This is a genomic window from Variovorax sp. AB1(2024) (assembly GCF_037482385.2).
Classification (GTDB): Bacteria; Pseudomonadota; Gammaproteobacteria; order Burkholderiales; family Burkholderiaceae_C; genus Variovorax.
On record NZ_JBBHKP020000001.1, the window covers coordinates 433,223 to 450,492 of the forward strand.

Annotated in this window: 15 protein-coding genes; 9 read left to right on the plus strand and 6 right to left on the minus strand. The window is 67.0% G+C overall.

From position 1 onward, the window contains the following. The first annotated feature begins 193 nt into the window (after window positions 1-193). Window positions 194-1,204 (plus strand): LacI family DNA-binding transcriptional regulator, encoded by a 1,011-nt coding sequence (locus tag WIX39_RS02160; protein WP_106936560.1) that lies wholly within the window; start codon window positions 194-196, stop codon window positions 1,202-1,204. Here the strand turns inward: WIX39_RS02160 and WIX39_RS02165 are convergent. The 3 genes from WIX39_RS02165 to WIX39_RS02175 all read right to left on the minus strand — a co-directional run bounded on the left by WIX39_RS02165 (window position 1,170) and on the right by WIX39_RS02175 (window position 4,276). Beyond that, on the minus strand, window positions 1,170-2,132 hold the full coding sequence (locus tag WIX39_RS02165) for a helix-turn-helix domain-containing protein (RefSeq protein WP_159053684.1): 963 nt from the start codon (window positions 2,130-2,132) through the stop codon (window positions 1,170-1,172). The genes WIX39_RS02160 and WIX39_RS02165 overlap by 35 nt on opposite strands. 41 nt (window positions 2,133-2,173) lie before the next feature. Next, window positions 2,174-3,706 (minus strand): FGGY-family carbohydrate kinase, encoded by a 1,533-nt coding sequence (locus tag WIX39_RS02170; RefSeq protein WP_106936558.1) that lies wholly within the window; start codon window positions 3,704-3,706, stop codon window positions 2,174-2,176. Window positions 3,707-3,865: 159 nt separating this feature from the next. Next, window positions 3,866-4,276 carry a rhodanese-like domain-containing protein gene (locus tag WIX39_RS02175; protein ID WP_106936557.1) on the minus strand — a complete coding sequence of 137 codons (411 nt, stop codon included), beginning with the start codon at window positions 4,274-4,276 and terminating at the stop codon, window positions 3,866-3,868. Window positions 4,277-4,453: 177 nt separating this feature from the next. Here WIX39_RS02175 and WIX39_RS02180 point away from each other — a divergent pair, with 177 nt between their 5' ends. The 5 genes from WIX39_RS02180 to WIX39_RS02200 all read left to right on the plus strand — a co-directional run bounded on the left by WIX39_RS02180 (window position 4,454) and on the right by WIX39_RS02200 (window position 9,454). Beyond that, on the plus strand, window positions 4,454-5,569 hold the full coding sequence (locus tag WIX39_RS02180) for a TRAP transporter substrate-binding protein (RefSeq protein WP_106936556.1): 1,116 nt from the start codon (window positions 4,454-4,456) through the stop codon (window positions 5,567-5,569). A 94-nt stretch (window positions 5,570-5,663) separates the two neighbouring features. Next, the gene (locus tag WIX39_RS02185) at window positions 5,664-6,293 is read left to right on the plus strand and encodes a TRAP transporter small permease subunit (RefSeq protein WP_106937640.1); all 630 of its coding nucleotides are present in this window, start codon (window positions 5,664-5,666) and stop codon (window positions 6,291-6,293) included. Next, entirely contained in the window at window positions 6,290-8,215 is a 1,926-nt protein-coding gene (locus WIX39_RS02190; RefSeq protein WP_106936555.1) for a TRAP transporter large permease, read from the plus strand. Before WIX39_RS02185 ends, WIX39_RS02190 begins: the two co-directional genes overlap by 4 nt. Before the next feature lie 211 nt (window positions 8,216-8,426). Next, window positions 8,427-9,134 (plus strand): hypothetical protein, encoded by a 708-nt coding sequence (locus tag WIX39_RS02195; protein WP_159053683.1) that lies wholly within the window; start codon window positions 8,427-8,429, stop codon window positions 9,132-9,134. A gap of 2 nt (window positions 9,135-9,136) precedes the next feature. Continuing rightward, the gene (locus tag WIX39_RS02200) at window positions 9,137-9,454 is read left to right on the plus strand and encodes a DUF2645 family protein (RefSeq protein WP_106936554.1); all 318 of its coding nucleotides are present in this window, start codon (window positions 9,137-9,139) and stop codon (window positions 9,452-9,454) included. Between the two features lie 38 nt (window positions 9,455-9,492). Here the strand turns inward: WIX39_RS02200 and WIX39_RS02205 are convergent, their stop codons facing one another. Next, on the minus strand, window positions 9,493-11,493 hold the full coding sequence (locus WIX39_RS02205) for a PEP/pyruvate-binding domain-containing protein (RefSeq protein WP_106937639.1): 2,001 nt from the start codon (window positions 11,491-11,493) through the stop codon (window positions 9,493-9,495). Window positions 11,494-11,681: 188 nt separating this feature from the next. Between WIX39_RS02205 and WIX39_RS02210 the strand changes: the two genes are divergently transcribed. After that, complete coding sequence (locus tag WIX39_RS02210) at window positions 11,682-13,007, plus strand: hypothetical protein (RefSeq protein ID WP_159053682.1); 1,326 nt, start codon at window positions 11,682-11,684, stop codon at window positions 13,005-13,007. Between the two features lie 85 nt (window positions 13,008-13,092). After that, window positions 13,093-14,451: a glutathione-disulfide reductase gene (gene gorA / locus WIX39_RS02215; protein WP_081270422.1), complete on the plus strand. Its 1,359-nt coding sequence runs from the start codon at window positions 13,093-13,095 to the stop codon at window positions 14,449-14,451. On the opposite strand, the gene WIX39_RS02220 is transcribed toward gorA, so the two are convergent. After that, the gene (locus WIX39_RS02220; RefSeq protein WP_106936553.1) at window positions 14,452-15,366 is read right to left on the minus strand and encodes a ketopantoate reductase family protein; all 915 of its coding nucleotides are present in this window, start codon (window positions 15,364-15,366) and stop codon (window positions 14,452-14,454) included. Window positions 15,367-15,394: 28 nt separating this feature from the next. Further along, window positions 15,395-16,309: a LysR substrate-binding domain-containing protein gene (locus tag WIX39_RS02225; RefSeq protein WP_106936552.1), complete on the minus strand. Its 915-nt coding sequence runs from the start codon at window positions 16,307-16,309 to the stop codon at window positions 15,395-15,397. Between the two features lie 166 nt (window positions 16,310-16,475). Here WIX39_RS02225 and WIX39_RS02230 point away from each other — a divergent pair, with 166 nt between their 5' ends. Continuing rightward, entirely contained in the window at window positions 16,476-17,261 is a 786-nt protein-coding gene (locus WIX39_RS02230; RefSeq protein ID WP_081270425.1) for an ABC transporter permease, read from the plus strand. Window positions 17,262-17,270: the final 9 nt, after the last annotated feature.

The following is a 17,270-nucleotide window of genomic DNA, read 5'->3' on the forward strand; positions in this document are numbered from 1 at the left end:
TGCGACTTTGTGTCCAGGCATGCTGGCGCGTGCGTCGCATACGCGGCAAGGGCACGTGCCGGGCCGCGGCTCGACAGGCTCGGCGCTGTACACGGGCGCGTAAACTTCCATCGATGAAGTGGAAGCCTGACGCCAACCGATCGTCCACCCCCGCAGCCGGGGCGCCGTGCGATCGCCCCGCCGGGCGGCACCGATGAGCCGTCGCGAACCGACCATCTACGATCTGGCTCGGCTTGCCGAGACTTCCGCATCCACGGTCAGCGCGATCCTCAATGGCACCTGGAAGAGCCGGCGCATCGGCGAGGAAACTGCGGCACGCGTCCTCGCACTCGCGAAAGACCTGAAATACACGCTCAACCGGCAGGCCAGCGGCCTGCGGCGCAAGCGCTCCGGGCTGATCGGCATGCTCATTCCGATGCACGACAACCGCTTCTTCAGCGCCATGTCGCAGACCTTCGAGCGGCTGGCGCGCGAGCGGCATCTCTATCCCATCGTGGTCAGCACGCTGCGCGACCCGGAGCTGGAAGCAGAGACGGCACACACCCTGATCTCCTACCAGGTCGAATACCTGCTGGTGACCGGCGCCTCCGACCCCGACGCGGTGAGCAGGATCTGCGCGCACCACGGCATTGCACACCTGAATGTCGACCTGCCGGGCACGCTCGCGCCTTCGGTGGTTTCAGACAACCGTTGGGGCGCGCGTGAACTCACGGCGAAGCTCATCGAGCGATCGAAGGCGCCGCGTGCCGGGCGGCGCGACCGCTTCTGTTTCGTGGGCGGCATTCCGGGCGAGCACAACACGGTGCAGCGGATCGAGGGATTTTCCGAAGCCATCGCCGACGCGTTCGGCAGCCTGGACCGTGCGGACATCGATGCCTGCGGCTACGAAGCGGACCAGGCGGAAGCCTCGGTGCGATCGCTCTGCCAGCGCATGGGAGGCCTGCCGCGCGGGCTGTTCGTGAACTCGACCATCGCGCTGGAGGGCGTGGTGCGGTTTCTCAAGACCGTCCCGCTCGACGAGGTCCGCCAATGCGCCATCGGCAGCTACGACTGGGATCCTTTTGCGACCTGCCTGAGCTTTCCATTGCTCATGGTGCGGCAGGACATCCCGGGCCTGCTCGGAAGGGCCTTCGAGATCATCGATTCGGGCCGCTTCGATCCCGCCGAGGTCATCCGGATCCGCCCTGAGCTGGTCGAAGCCTGAGTCGCTGCGCGCCGCCGAACCGGCCCGACATGTGCATCCGGTATTCGCTCGGCGTCATGCCTTTCAGTCGCCGGAAGTGCCGGTTGAAATTGGAAATGTTGTTGAAGCCCACCAGGTAGCAGATGCTGGAGACCTGCGGGTCTTTCCTGCTCAGCAACTCGCAGGCCCTGGCGATCCGCACGCTGATCAGGAAGTCGGTGAAGGTACTGCCGGTCGCCCTCTTGAACAGCCTGGAGAAGCCGTTGAGGCCGACGCCGGCGCAATGGCTGGCGTCGGCCAGCGACAGGCTGTCGGCATAGTTTTGATAGACAAGCTCGAGCACCTTGTCGACCCGCCGGTCCAGGACGGTCTTGCGCTCGTCTCGTGCGCCCGGAATGGAGGTCGAGGAGAGCAACCGAAACCTGGGCCACCGCCCCAGGCATTGCAGCAATTCGGCCAGGGCGCTGAAGCGGGCAACGCCGAAAGTGTTTTGTACCAGGCGAAAACCGTCCTGCAGTTCACGGCCAGCATCCATGAACTCGATTCCGCAGCGGTCGCGGTCCAGCAGCGACACCACGTCGTGCAGATCCGGGAAGAGCTCCACCGCCTTGGGCATCAGGTCCCCCGGGAAATGGATCACGACGCTGCGCTCGCGCGTTCCGCTGGCCGGCGCATCGAGGGAGACCAGGTTGTGCGGAACCCGAGGACCGATCAGGACGATGGACCCCGGCTTGAACTCTCCGACATGGTTTCCGACGTAGGTGCGCCCCGAGGTCCGGAGGACGAGCTGGAGTTCATAGTCGTCGTGATAGTGCCATCGCTCCAGCGGCGAGGGCGTTGCATGGGTATGGCAACTGATGCCGCCCGATGGCTCGATGCCCAGCTCGACGCGCCGCGCCAGTTCGCTCTCGAACACGGCATCGCACCGGGCCTGGGACGGATCTTCCACGGGGAGCCTTCGAGCGTTGGAGGTGCAGCCCTGGCGACCGGCTATTGCGGCCTCGAATCCGCCTGGCCCGCCGCGATGGATTTCAATGCATGCATCACGTCGCGGGTGCCGTCGTAGAGCTTGCGGTACTGGGCGTACATGTCGTCGTAGAGCGCGCGCCGCGAAGGGTCCGGCACGATGCGACGCCCGGGCCGGACCCACCGGCCGATGTCGCCGCGCTGCACGAGGCCCGCCGCGCAGCCCGCCAGGAAGGCATTGCCGAAGCTCGCGCCGACGGTCACGGCCGGCACTTCCTGCTCCACCTGCGCGATGTCGGAGACGATCTGCAGCCAGGTGTTGCCTTGTGCGCCGCCGCCGACGGCCACCACGCGATCGACCTTCGCGCCGATGTCGGCGAAGGCTTCGAGGTTGTGGCGCACACCGAAGCCCACCCCTTCCAGCACGGCCCTGAAAAGCTGCTCCCTGGAATGCGACAGGCTCAGCCCCGCGATCACGCCGCTGGCCCGCGTGTCGTTGATGGGCGTGCGCTCGCCGCTGAAATACGGCAGCACCAGCAATCCGCCAGCGCCCGGCGCCACATTGGCGGCGCCGTCGAAAAGCGCGGCGTAGCCACCGGGCTCGGCGAGGTCGCGCGCAAGCTCGTCCTTGAACCAGCGCGTCAGGCTGCCCGTGGTGCTCATGCCGGCGGCCAGGTTGAATTGCCCTTCGTAGGCGCCCGCCACAGTCCAGACCCGCGGATCGGGCGTCGGGCTGTCCTGCACCAGCACGAAGAAGGTGGTGCTTCCATACATCACCATCAGGTCGCCGGGGGCGACCGCACCCACGCTGATCGCCTCGCTCAATGCGTCGACCGCGCCCACGGCCACCGGAGTTCCCGCGGAAAGGCCGGTGGCTTGCGCGGCCTGCGCGGTGATCTCGCCGGCGATCTCGTCGGACCAGGCGGGCCGGGGCAGCGCATGCAACGGCACGAAGGCGCGATTGAAGCGCTCGTCCCACATGCCCGTGCGGGGGTTGTAGAGGGGCATGTAGTGACTGGCCGTGTGCCGGTCGATGCGATGCTGCCCCGTGAGGCGCCAGCCCAGGTAGGAGCTGGCCGTGGCCAGATGCGCGGTTGCCGCCCAGACATCGGGCTCATGCTTGCGAAGCCAGCGGATCTTCGGCCCGATGGCCTGGCTGGTGAGGTCCATCAGCGAGAACTCGCGAATGGCCGCGGCGCCGAACTCCGCCTCGATCTCGGCGATCTCCGCCTGCGCGCGCACGTCCACGCCGTACAGGATGGCGGGGCGCAGCGGGCGCATCCGGGCATCCAGCGGCACCACGCAGGGGCCGATCGCACTCACGGCCAGCGCGGCGACGTCCTGCCCGCTCAGGCCGGTGCCTTCCATCACCTTCCTGCACAGCGCGCCGACGTCGTGCCACCAGACCTTGTCGGCGTCCTGCTCCACGTGCCCGGGGTGCGGCAGGCTGATGTCGTGGGGGATCGTGGCGGTGTTGAGGATGCGTCCGTCGAACGTCGTCAGGGTGGCCTTGCTGCTGTAGGTTCCGACGTCGATGCCGAGCAATGCGTGCTTCATGGGGACGAGAAGAGGGAATGCAGGGAGTGAGCCGATGCGGGGCGCACAATCGATTGTGCGCCGCTGCGCAATCGTATTGAGGCACTGGCCGCACGGCCATCGGGGTTTACCTCATCGCGCTTGCGGCTTGTGGGGCGCGGTGCGCGCCCTCCCCGACGCCTAGTTCTGCTTCCAGGGCAGCCCGCGCTTGCGCCAGCCGCCGGTCAGGCCACGGTGGCCGTTCTCGTCCGGATTGCCCTCGAAACCTTCGAGGATGTTGTATGCCTCCACGCCCAGTTCGGTCGCGCGCTTCGCGGCAGCGATGGAGCGCACGCCGCTGCGGCACAGCATCACCAGTTTCCTGCCGCCCTCGGCCGCCGCGCGCACGCCGTCGTCGAAGGCCGGGTTCATCGCCATGCCCGGCCATTGCTTCCAGGCCAGCGGCACGGCGCCGGGCACGTAGCCGACCCACTCGCGCTCGGCGTCGGTGCGCACGTCGACCATCACGGCCTGGCCGCCGGCCATCCATTGCGCGGCCTGCTCGGGCGTCACGTCGCCGGCGTAGCCCTTGTTCTCGACGGGATCAGTCATCTGCTTTCTTCCTTGGAATGCGGGTTTTCAATGACCGGAATTTTTCACCGCTTCGTGAAAACCCTGTTTGTTGCGTGTTCCTGTGCGCCAAAGATGGCGGCTTGGGCCTGTCAAACCATAACTCCAAGACGGCAGCCTGGGTTCCCCCAGTCAGAACAGCCAATTGGAGAGAGACAAATGACAGACAGCAAACTGCCCCGCCGCCGCGGGCTGCTCAAGGGCGCCGCCGTGGCCGCCGGTGCCATGTCCGTGCCGATGGTCAGCATGGCCCAGACCGCATCCTTGCGCTTCCAGAGCACCTGGCCCGCGAAAGACATCTTCCACGAGTACGCGCAGGACTACGCCAAGAAGGTCAATGACATGGCGGGCAACCGCCTGAAGATCGAGGTGCTGCCGGCCGGCTCGGTGGTGCCCGCATTCCAGCTGCTCGACGCGGTGGCCAAGGGCACGCTCGACGGCGGCCACGGCGTGGTCGCGTACTGGTACGGCAAGAACTCCGCGCTCGCGCTGTGGGGCTCGGGCCCCGGCTACGGCATGGACGCCAACATGATCCTGGCCTGGCACACCTACGGTGGCGGCAAGGCGCTGATGGACGAGATCTACAAGGGCCTGAACCTCGACGTGGCCTCCTACCTCTACGGCCCCATGCCCACGCAGCCGCTGGGCTGGTTCAAGAAACCGGTGGCCAAGGCCGAGGACATGAAGGGCCTGAAGTTCCGCACCGTGGGCCTGGCCGTGGACGTGTTCACCGACATGGGCGCCGCCGTGAACCCGCTGCCCGGCGGCGAGATCGTGCCCGCGCTGGACCGCGGCCTGATCGACGCGGCCGAGTTCAACAACGCATCGAGCGACCGCGTGCTGGGCTTTCCCGACGTGGCGAAGAACTGCATGCTGCAGAGCTTCCACCAGAGCGGCGAACAGTTCGAGGTGCTGTTCAACGGCAGCAAGCTGAAGTCGCTGCCGCCCGAGCTCAAGTCCATCATCGAATACGCCACGCAGGCGGCCAGCGCCGACATGAGCTGGAAGGCCATCGACCGCAACTCGAAGGACTACGAAGAGCTGAAGAAGTCCGGCATCAAGTTCTACAAGACGCCCGACGCGGTGCTGCGCGCGCAGCTCGCCTCATGGGACAAGACCATCGCGAAGAAGTCGGCCGAGAACCCGATGTTCAAGAAGGTGCTCGACTCGCAGCGTGCCTTTGCCGAACGCGCCGGCCAGTGGCAGAACGACTACTCGGTCGATTTCAAGATGGCCTACAACCACTATTTCGGACGACAGGCCAGGAAGGCCTGATGCGATTCATGTGACGCGAGGGCGCCCGGGCGGCGCCCTCTTTTTCATGCCTGCACGCATGCCGCGCACGGGTCGCGGCGAGGAGTTCGTTCCGATGCAATCTTTCCTGCTGGCGGTCGACCGGTTCTCCACATGGATCGGCAAGACCTTCGCCTGGTGCGCGCTGCTGCTCACGCTGCTCATCAGCTGGGAGGTGTTCTCGCGCTATGCGCTCAACAAGCCGCACGCCTGGGTGCTGGACGCGCAGATCATGCTGTACGGCGCGATGTTCATGACCGCCGGCGCCTACACGCTCTCGAAGAACGGCCACGTGCGCGGCGACGTGCTCTACGGCTTCTTTCGTCCGCGCACGCAGGCGACGGTCGACTTGGCGCTGTACATCGTGTTCTTCCTGCCGGGCATCGTCGCGCTCACCTGGGCCGGCTGGATCTACGCGGGCGAGTCGCTCGCCATCCGCGAGCAGACCTTCTCGGCCGAGCCGCTGCCGCTGTACCCCTTCAAGTACATCATCCCGCTCGCGGGCTTCACGCTGCTGCTGCAGGGCATCGTCGAGATCATCCGCTGCGTGCAGTGCATCCGGCAGGGCGCATGGCCTTCGCGCGAGCAGGACGTGGAAGAGGTCGACGTCGAGAAGCTCAAGGAAATGGTGCACGTGAAAGACGAGGACATCGCCGCGCTCGACCGCGTGGTGGTGGGGCAGACAGCCACCGGGGGCGCGCGATGATCCGCCGCGAACTCTGGTTCGGCCTGTCGTTCATGGCGCTGATCGTGATCGGCGCCGGCACCGTGCTGGCCAATGCGCCCACCATCACCAACGGCCACCTCGGGCTGCTGATGCTGTCGCTGGTGGTCGTGGCCATCATGCTGGGCTTTCCCACGGCGTTCACGCTGATGGGCATGGGCATGATCTTCACCTGGCTCGCCTACGACCGCGACTGGCACCGAACGCTCGACCTGATGGTGCAGTCGGCCTTCAAGACCATGGCCAACGACGTGCTCATCGCGGTGCCGCTGTTCGTGTTCATGGGCTACCTGGTGGAGCGCGCGAACCTCATCGAATCGCTGTTCAAGAGCCTGCACCTGGCGCTCGCGCGGCTGCCGGGCGCGCTCGCGGTGGCGACGCTGGTCACCTGCACCATATTCGCGACGGCCACCGGCATCGTGGGCGCGGTGGTCACGCTGATGGGCCTGCTGGCGCTGCCGGCCATGCTGCGCGCGGGCTACAGCGTGCCGCTGGCCGCGGGCGCGATCACGGCGGGCGGCTGCCTGGGCATCCTGATTCCGCCGTCGGTGCTGCTGATCGTTTACGGCGCGACGGCCGGGGTCTCGGTGGTGCAGCTGTATGCGGGCGCATTCTTTCCGGGGCTGATGCTGGCTTCGCTCTATGTGCTGTACGTGATCATCATCGCGTGGATCAAGCCGCAGTGGGCGCCGCCGCTGTCGCAGGCCGAGCGCGTGGTGCCGCTGCCGCCGCTGTCGCAGCGGCTGGCCGAAAGCCCCGCCGCGCATGCGCTGGTGGGCTTGGTCAAGGGGCGGCGCAACGCCGGCGTGCCGCTCTCGCATGTACTGAAGCAGCTCGGCATCGTCGCGATGCCCGGCGTGATCTTCCTGCTGCTGGCGGCCTTCAGCTACAAGGCCGTGACCACAGTGGAGGCGCAGGCGCGCTACGACATCGAGGAGATCGGCGCCGTGCGCAGCGCACCCGCCGCGGGCGGCTTGCAGGAACCGCCGTCCGAGGGCGGGCTGCAGGAGCCGCCGCGCGAAGAAGGCCTGCAGGAGCCCCCCGGCGGTGAACAGGCGCCGGAGCCCGCCGCGGCCTCCGCGCCGCTGGCCGAGCCGGCAGAAGCAGCACGAGGCGCCGCCGAAAGTGCCGCCGAAGCCGCCACCGAGCGCCCCGCGCCCACCTGGTGGTGGGTCACCTTCGCGATCTTCGGCGCCATCGTCACGCTGTTCTACCTGTTCCTGAGCTTCGCGCGGCTCGAGATCTTCAAGATGCTGCTGGCGTCGTTCTTCCCGCTGGTGCTGCTGATCCTTTCGGTGCTGGGCTCCATCGTGCTGGGCCTTGCCACGCCGACCGAGGCGGCCGCCATGGGCGCGCTCGGCGGCATGCTGCTGGCCGCGGCCTACCGGCGGCTGAACCTCACGGTGCTGAAGGAGTCGGTGTTCCTCACGGCCAAGACATCGGCCATGGTGTGCTGGCTCTTCGTGGGCTCGGCCATCTTCTCGGCCGCATTCGCGCTGCTGGGCGGGCAGGCGCTGGTGGAAGAGTGGGTGCTGGGCATGAACCTCACGAAGGTGGAGTTCCTGATCCTGAGCCAGGTCATCATCTTCCTGCTGGGCTGGCCGCTAGAGTGGACCGAGATCATCGTGATCTTCATGCCCATCTTCATCCCGCTGCTCGACAACTTCGGCGTCGACCCGCTGTTCTTCGGGCTGCTGGTGGCGCTGAACCTGCAGACGGCCTTCCTGTCGCCTCCAGTGGCCATGGCGGCCTTCTACCTGAAGGGCGTGAGCCCGCCGCACGTGACGCTCAACCAGATCTTCCTGGGCATGTTGCCCTTCATGGGCATCCAGGTGCTGGCGATCGTGCTGCTGTACACATGGCCGCAGATCGGGTTGTGGCTGCCGCAGCTGCTCTACAAGTAGAGCAATGTCGTCGCGCTCTGCGTCCACTCCGGCGCGGTTCCATTGACGATAAAGAGCCGAGCCGCCTTTGCGACCTGCTCCCGCATGAACCGCATTCCTATGAGCAAATATATGCTCAAGCGTGCAGAAATTCTCAGGCTGCTACTTGAGACATAGCAGACTGAGCCGAGCGCCCCTACCATGATGCCTCAAATTAAAAAGGGAGTGGCACATGAGCGGCAGGGAGTTTTGCGCGCCGGACAATTCAAATCATCCCAAATGGAAAAGTTGGGACGTTTTCAAATGGCGCGTATTATCGGAAAAAATGGGTGGCGGGCGAGCATATCTGCAAGCGTACAAAGACGGTTGGGTCGTTTACAATAAATTCCGTATAAAAGATGCGGCGGAGCAATACCGAATCCCTCCTGCGATGCTCGGCTGCGTCGCTTGGGCCGAAGTGGGCGGCAAACCCGACGGCATTAAAAGACCGGTATTCCAAGGACGCACGTTGCAGCGAACACTGGCTGGCAGACCCGTCAAATTTGGAAAGCCGCCCGAAGAAACATCGGTTGGCGCGGTCAGCATCCAGCTGCGGGTTGCCTCCAAAGAGCTAGGCATACCGATCGAACTGTTGTCGTACTCCGATCGAATGAACCTGATTGCGTGCCTTGAGACCGACACGTTCAATTTGAACGTCGTTGCCCTGCATCTGAAAAATCTGATCCTGTACGACTACCCAGGCACCGATACTTCAAATCTCACTGATGAACAATTCATCGTCGCAGGCTCTCGCTATAACCGAGGCATCGAGCGTGCGTTGAATGAATTTATAGATTCAATAAAGCTCCCCCCTGGGAGCCAAGGCAGGCAATTTTCCGAATATGGGCGCAGAATGCTGGAGCAGCGTGACCATATCTCAATGCTTCTCGAAAAAGTCTGACGATGAAAAGAATAGGCCTGGCAGTTGTATCGGCGTATGCATTATTTTGCATTGCCCTGATGCTTCTCATGCCCATGAACAAGTATGAATGGATGTTGGACGAGCCGAGTGCAAAATCCGACGGGCTGACTTTTTGTGGATTGCCTATTGACAATGACATCAGCACCAGATTTTTCTCTGCCGCCTTTTTAATTCCACTCTTTGTCTTTGCAGCAATCCAGTCAATCAGAGAAAGAAAAATACATTACTCCCTTTGGATTGCCATTGCCTTGCTCGCGGTTTGGGGGTGGCGTTTTTTTATCTATTACCCGTTGTGCTGAGCTGGCAAGGCAAAGGGTTGAAGGTTCGCGGCCCTGTCTCAGCGCCGCCGCTCCACATAAGGCCGCGCCTGCAGCAGCACGATCCTGTCGCCCACCGTCGCCCATTCGATGTCCTGGTCGACCGCGTTGAAGGTGCGCTTCACCGCCGCGCCCACATTGGCCAGGCGCACCACCAGTTCGTCGGTCAGCACGTTGCGCCCGGCCTGCAGCGGCACTTCCTTCACGCCGCCGTCCTTGTCGAGCTGCAACGCCGTGTCTTCGGCCGAGCGGCTCAGCACCTGGATGGCCTTGGACCAGCTCGAATACATCACCTGCTCCGCCACCCGCTGCCCCTCGACCACGCGGATGCCGATGCCGCGCTTGGCCGAGATGTAGGTGACATGCGCATGCCCCGCGTCGAAGGGGTCGCGGGTGATCAGCACGCCGGCGTTGGTGGAGTCGATGGCGGTCTGCACGAACACGCCCATCAGCACCGACTCGGCGCCGAAGCCCGCGGCGCCGCGCGCCTCCCATGCCTCGGGGTTGAAGACCGAAGCCCAGACCTTCTTGACCGCGGCCTCGAGCGCGTCGCCGGTCTTGACGTTGGGCACGGTGGTGTAGAGCCCCGCGCCGCTGAAGCCGGGCAGGTCTTCGGAGTTGGACGAGCTGCGCACGAACACGCCCCCCCCGCCCAATTGCGACTGCCATGCCGCGCGCCATGAAGCGGCAGTGGCCGCATCGACCGGCCATTGAACGATCTCGTCGCGCAGCTGCGCCAGCGCCTTCTGGCGGACCTTGGGGTCGCTCGCGAAGCCGGGTTGCTGCTGCATGCGCGCGATGCGCTCGCCCAGGCCGTTGGCACGCATGAAGCGGTCGTAGTGGGCAAAGGGCACGCAGAAGCCGTCGGGCACCGACGTGCCCGGAATGCGTGCGGCCTGCATGGCGCCGAGGTTGGCGGCCTTGGTGCCGCACTGCGCGCTGTTGCGGGCGCGCAGCGAGGCCAGCGGCAGCAGGCGGGTCTCGCGCAGGTCGGGGTTGATGGCCTTCGCACCGCCGGGCGTGGCGCCGGCGGACGCGGTGCGCACCGCGCGCGGCGGCAGCGCCGCGATCTCATCGGCCGTGAGGCGGCGCACTTGGTAGCCCGAGGCCGCGACCTTCAGCGCCACCCACTGGCCCGCGTGCTCCTTCAGCACCGTCGCCGCGTCGCGCACATAGGCGTTCGGAATGCCCCAGCCCTTGGCCAGCAGGTTGACGTGCGACAGCGCCGTGGACGGCCGCTCGGTCAGCACGCCCGCCACCGGCGGCAGGCTCAGGGGCACCTGCCGCAGCACCGCGATGTCGTCGGGCAGCAGTGCGTTGATGCCCGACTCGTCTTCCACCACGCGCACGCGGCCGGTGGCGGTGCCGACGTTCATCGGCAGATAGGGCTGCTCGCGGATCAGCGCCTCCTGGCTCACATAGTCGATGCCGGTTTCCATGGCAATTCGCTCGTGCAGCGTGGAGTTGGTCTTGAACTTCACGGGCGCGAAGAAGCTGGCCTTCACCTGCGCATCGGCCTGCCGCAGCAGCGGCGCGGTGAGCCGGTCGCCTTCCCAGAATTCGTAGCTGAAGGCGCCGATGTTCTGCTGCCAGCTCAGCGTGCCGAACAGGAAGCGGCGGTCGGGCACGAGGTAGTTGCGATCGATCTCGCGCTTGGCGGTGTCGGGCGCCAGCCGCGTGCCGCGCAGGAACCGCACGTGCAGCTGGTAGCGCGGCGTGTCGATGTAGTACATGCGCGGCGCCGGCTTCGCCTTCAGGTCGACGACGAACAGCACGTGAGCCAGCTGCATCGGCGTGCCGGCGTCGTAGACGCGCGCGAGCTGGTCGAAGTCGCCCTGGCTGCGCAGCGCCGGCAGCGACGACGGCACCGCCGGACGCGCCCCCTGCGGCTGGACCGGGCCCTGCTGGTTCTGTTGCTGATAGTAAGAAGGCTTGCGCGCGAGCTGGGCGGCGGCCGGCACCGCCGCGGTGGCGGCGATGCACAGCGCCAGCAGCGCCGGCCATCTCTTGTGGAAGCACATTTCGCCCTCAAGGCGCGCGTTGTTTTCGTTCTTCACCTCTGTTCCCTCCTTACAGCTGGTTGCCGAATGCACCTGCGCTTCACCAAGCAAGGGGACGGCGCTGACAGCGGCAGCGGATTCTCGCGCGTTACAAACAGGCAAACCAAGCGACCGGACCGCTTCGTACATCCGGGGATCAGAGGAAACACATGAACCGCAAGACACCCGGGCGCATTCGTCGCCCGCTGCAACAGTGGCTGCTCGGCCTGGCGCTCCTGGGCGCCGGCATCGCGGCCGGCGCCCAGCCCGGCCCACAGGGCCAGATCGCACGCCTGAACCAGCAACAGGGCACCGTGAGCATCGCGCCCGCCGGCCAGGACCGCTGGCAGGCGGCCCGGCAAGGCAGCACGCTGTCGGTCGGCGACCGCGTCTGGACCGACCGCAACGCGCGCGCCGAGTTCTACATCGGCCCGGTGGCGCTGCGGCTGGGCAGCCAGACGCAGGTGGAGTTCTCGGGACTCGACGGCAACTTCGTGGACATCACCACCACCCAGGGCGAGCTGCAGCTGCGCGTGCGCGACGGCCTGGCGGGCCAGCGCCTGAAGATCCACACCGGCAACCTGCAGGCTGTGATCACCGCGCCGGGCGAATACCGCTTTGCCGCGGACACCGCCACTTCCACCACCTGGGTGGCGGTGGCGTCGGGCCGGCTCACGCTGTACGGAAGGAACGGCGCCTCGCAGTTGCTGACCGACCGCCAGCAGACGACCGTGTCCGGACGCGACCTGGCGGTCGTGCAGACCCAGCGGGTGCAGAACGCCGGCTTCGACGCCTGGGTGGCCGAGCGCGACCGGAACGAGGACCGCTACTCCGGCACCGCACACTTCGAGCCGCCCGGCCTGCTGGTGCAACCGGCGGTGGTGGCCGTGCCGCCGCCGCAGGTGCGCTACGAGCCCGACTACAGGGCGCAGCAGGAGCAACAGCTGGCCTGGCAGCGCGAGCAGGAGTGGCGCCAGCAGCAGGAGGAACTCCGCCAGCAGGAAGATTGGGGCCGCGACCAGGAATGGCGCCAGCAGCGCGAATGGCAGCAGCGCCGCGAGTGGCACGATCGCGCCGAGCAGGACCGCTGGCGGCAACAGCAGCAACAACAGCAGATGCAGTTGCAGCTCCAGCAGCAGCAACAGCAGGCCCTGCGCCAGCAACAGGAAATGCAGCTGCGCGCCGCGCAGGCGCAGGCCCAGCAGCAACAGCAGCTGCTTCAACAGCAACAGCGCGCGGCGCAGCAGGCGGCGCAAGTCCAGCAGCAGCAACTGCAGCTTCGCCAGCAGCAGGAGATGCAACTGCGCGCCGTACAGATGCAGCAGCAGGTGCAGGCCCAGCAGGCGGCGCAGCAGAACGCACTGCGCCAGGCCCAGGAAGCGCAGCTTCGTGCGATACAGCAGCAACAGCAACGCGGCCCTGCCGCAACGCCGCAGCAGCAACAAGGCCAGGGCGAAGACCTGAAGCGGCTCTGGACCTCGCCGGACTCTCGCTGACTCTTCCGGGCACGGGGCGCCGGAAGCCCCGCCGAAAGCTCCGCCAATCCACCGGCCGCTAAAGTCGGCGGCCAAGGAGCTTTTCATGCCCACATTCGACTTCGATCTCTTCGTCATCGGCGGCGGCAGCGGCGGCGTGCGCGCCGCGCGCATGGCGGCGCAAACCGGCGCGCGCGTCGGGCTGGCCGAGGCCGCCGATCTCGGCGGCACCTGCGTCAACGTGGGCTGCATACCCAAGAAGCTCTACAGCTACGCGGCCGGCTACGCCGAATCCTTCGAGGAGGCCGCGGGCTACGGCTGGAAGCTGCCGCAGGCCCCGCAGTTCGACTGGGCGCATCTCAAGTCGCAGCGCGCGAAAGAGATCGGCCGGCTCAACGGCATCTACGGCTCGCTGCTGAAGAACGCCGGCGTGACGCTCGTCACCGGCTGGGCCCAGCTGGTCGATGCCCACACGGTCGAGATCGACGGCAAGCGCCACACGGCGCGCCACCTGCTGGTAGCCACCGGCGGCACGCCCTTCGTGCCCGACATTCCGGGCCGCGAGCACATCGTGACCTCCGACGCGATGTTCGACCTCGACCCGTTCCCCAGGCGCCTGCTGGTGGTGGGCGGCGGCTACATCGCCTGCGAGTTCGCCTCCATCTTCAACGGCCTGGGCGCCAAGGTGACGCAGCTGCATCGCCGCGCGCACCTGCTCACCGGCTTCGACGACGACGTGCGGCAGTTCCTCGCCAGCGAGATGGGCAAGGCGGGTGTCGACCTGCGGCTCAACTGCGAGGCCGTTTCCGTCGCGCGCGGCGCAGGCGGCCTCACCGTCACGCTGGCACGCGGCCAGCAGATCGAGGCCGACACGGTGCTCTTCGCGACCGGGCGCGTGCCCAACACGCAGGGCCTGGGCCTGGAGGCCGCGGGCGTGAAGCTCGACGAGAAAGGCGCGATCGCGGTCGATGCGCACTACCGCAGCTCGGTGCCGTCGATCTACGCGGTGGGCGACGTCTCCACGCGCGTGCAGCTCACGCCGGTGGCGCTGGCCGAGGCGATGGTGGTGGTCGACGAGCTCTTCGGCAAGGGCAAGCGCCGGCTCGACTACGAGTTCATTCCCACCGCCGTGTTCACGCACCCGAACATCGGCACCTGCGGCTACGGCGAGATCGAAGCGCGCGCGAAGTTCGGCGAAGTGACCGTGTTCTCGAGCGAGTTCAAGTCGCTGCGCCACACGCTGTCGGGCCGCAACGAGCGCACCTTCATGAAGCTGGTGGTCGACAAGGCCACCGACCGCGTGGTGGGCCTGCACATGGTGGGCGCGGATGCCGGGGAAGTGGTGCAGGGCTTTGCCGTGGCGATGCGCGCGGGCGCGACGAAGGCGCTGTTCGACAGCACCATCGGCATCCACCCCACGGCCGCCGAAGAGTTCGTGACCATGCGCGAGCCGATGCCCGGCTGATCAGGCCTGTGCCGCCTGCTGCGGCTTGCCCTCCAGCAGCTTCACCAGCACGAACAGCACCCGGTTGGCCGGCGTGGGCACGCCCAGCGCCTCGCCGCGCCGCACGACCAGCCCGTTGAGGTGGTCGATCTCGCTGAGCTTGCCGCGCGCCAGGTCCTGAGCGGTCGACGAATACTGCGCGGGCATGGTCTGCGCGATGCCGCGCAGGGCGGCGTCGGTGTCGCCCGGCACTTCGACGCCTTCGGCCTTCGCCACCGCGAGGCACTCGGCCACCACGTCGCGGATCACGTCGCTCACGCCCGTGCCTTGCACGAGCACGCCGTAGGGCAGCTGCGTGATGGCCGAGAGCGCGTTGTAGGCGCAGTTGAGGATCAGCTTGGCCCAGAGCGAGCCGCGCACGTTGCCCGAGATCTGCGTGGGCACGCCGGCCGCCGCCAGATGCCGCGCGACTTCTTCGCTGCGGCGCGACGGCGCGATCACCAGCTCGCCGCGGCCGTTGTGCTTCACGTGGCCGGGGCCGGCCATGCCGGTGGCCACGTAGACGACGGCGGCGGCCACTTCGTTCGACGCCGGCAGCACCGCGCGCACGCGCTCGTCGTTGTCCACGCCGTTCTGCAGCGTGAGCACAAGCGCGCCCGGCGCCAGGTGCGGCCCGATCTGCGCGGCGGCCGATTCGCTGTCGGTGGATTTGACGCAGAACAGCACCAGGTCGGCACCCTGCACCGCGCCGGGTTCGGTGCTCGCGGCCATTCGCACCTGCTCGTCGAAGGCCCGGGTCTCCAGCCGCAGCCCGTTGGCGTTGACGGCCTCCACATGCGCGGGCCGGCCGATCAGCACCACCTCGTGGCCCGCGCGCGCCAGCATGGCGCCGTAGTAGCAACCGACCGCGCCGGCGCCCATGACTGCGACTTTCATCGATGCGACTCCTTGGATGTTGCGGGGATCATGCCTCGGCCTCGGCGCCGCGCGAGGCCGCGCCCTCGGCCAGCAGCCATTCGCGGAACGCCACGAAGGCCGGCAGGTCGAGCCGGTCGGGCCGGTAGCAGAGGTAGTGGCCCTGGTTCACGCTCACCGGCGTGCCGCAGGGGCTCAGCAGCGCGCCTTCGGCCAGCTCTTCCTGCACCAGCAGCCTGGGCACGAGGCCGATGCCCAGTCCGTTGAGCGCCGCCTGGATCAGCGCCGAATACTGCGCGAAGCGCGGCCCCGCCACCGTCTGCACTTCCGGCACGCCGTGCTGCGCGGCCCATTGCCGCCACGCGCCGGGCGCGCCTTCGTGATGCAGCAGCGTGTGGCCGGTGATGTCGGCGGGCTGCGCGATGCGGTGGCGCCCCTCGACCAGCGAGCGCGCCACGATCAGCACGAACTCGCGCCCCGCGATGTACTCGGACACCACGCCGGGCCAGCCGTCGGGGCCGTAGCGGATGGCGGCGTCCACGCCCGCCGGAATGCCGTCGCTGGGCTCCAGGTGGCGGCTGAAGCTCAGCATCACGTGGCGGCTCTTCTGGCTGAAGGCGGGCAGCCGCGGAATGAGCCACTTGGTGAGAAAGGTGGGCACGCTGGCCAGCGTGAGGAGCCCCGCGCCCGCGTCGCCCGAGCGGGCCTCGAAGGTCGCGGTCTCGATGGCGCGCAGCCCGCCCGAGATCTTCTGCCAGTACACGCGGCCCTGCGGCGTGAGCTGCACGCCGCGTCCGTTCTTCTGCAGCAGCTCGCGGCCCAGGAAAGCCTCGAGCCCGGCGATCTGCTTGCTGACCGCGCTCACGGTGATGCACAGGGCGCCCGCCGCGAGCGTGATGCTCTGGTGGCGCGCCACCGCGTCGAAGGCCAGCAGCTCCTGGATGGTGGGGCAGTCGCGCTTCATGCATCGCTCCGCTTCATGAAAGCTGCGTGAAAAACGCTTTCTGATTGCTCAAGTGTCGTCATCCAACTTTCACCCATAAGTACGCACGCGGTTCCTAGAATTCGGGGCAACGCGGCGGCATGCCCGGCGCTGACAGTAGCGCATCCGGAAAGTATGCCGGGTGTCCATGACATTGGAGACAACCTTGGTTCGCGGCATTTCGCTCATCTACGGCCTGTACCTGCTGCTGCCCATCGCCCTGCTGATGATCGGCAGCGTGGGCGGCAACTGGACCAACACGCTGCTGCCCACCGGCATCACCGGACAGTGGTACGTCGACCTGTGGCTCGACACCTCGTTCCGCAAGGCTTTCGTCAGCAGCCTCGTGGTCGCCATGTCGGCCTGCGCCATCAACACCGTGCTGGCCTTGCCGCTGGCCTATGCGCTGTACCACGGCGCGCAGCGCGGCGGCAGCCTGGCGGCGCGCATCGTGAGCGCCACGCCGGTGGCGGTGCCGGCCATCACGCTGGCCTTCGGCTACATGATCGTGTTCAACACCGATCTCGCGCCCTGGCTGGGCTCGATGCCGCTGCTGATAGCCGCGCACGCGATCCTCACCCTGCCCTACCTCACCAACACGCTGCTGACCGACCTGCGCCACCTCGACCTCGGCCGGCTCGAGCAGGCGGCGGCCACGCTCGGCGCCTCGGGCTGGCAGCAGTTCACCGGCATCGTGCTGCCGAGCCTGCGCCAGAGCCTGATCAGCGGGCTGGTGATGGTGGCGGCCATCTCGGTGGGCGAGTTCGGCGTGTCGAACCTGCTCACGAGCTTCCAGAACCGCACCTACCCCGTGGTGCTGCTGCAGGCCTTCTACGGCGCCACGGGCTTCGCCTGCGCGGCCACGGTGATCCTTCTTGTGCTGGCGAGCGCGTCGGCGCTTCTTTCCTCTTCCCTCGTGAAGCAACGCGCCTGACCGATACGC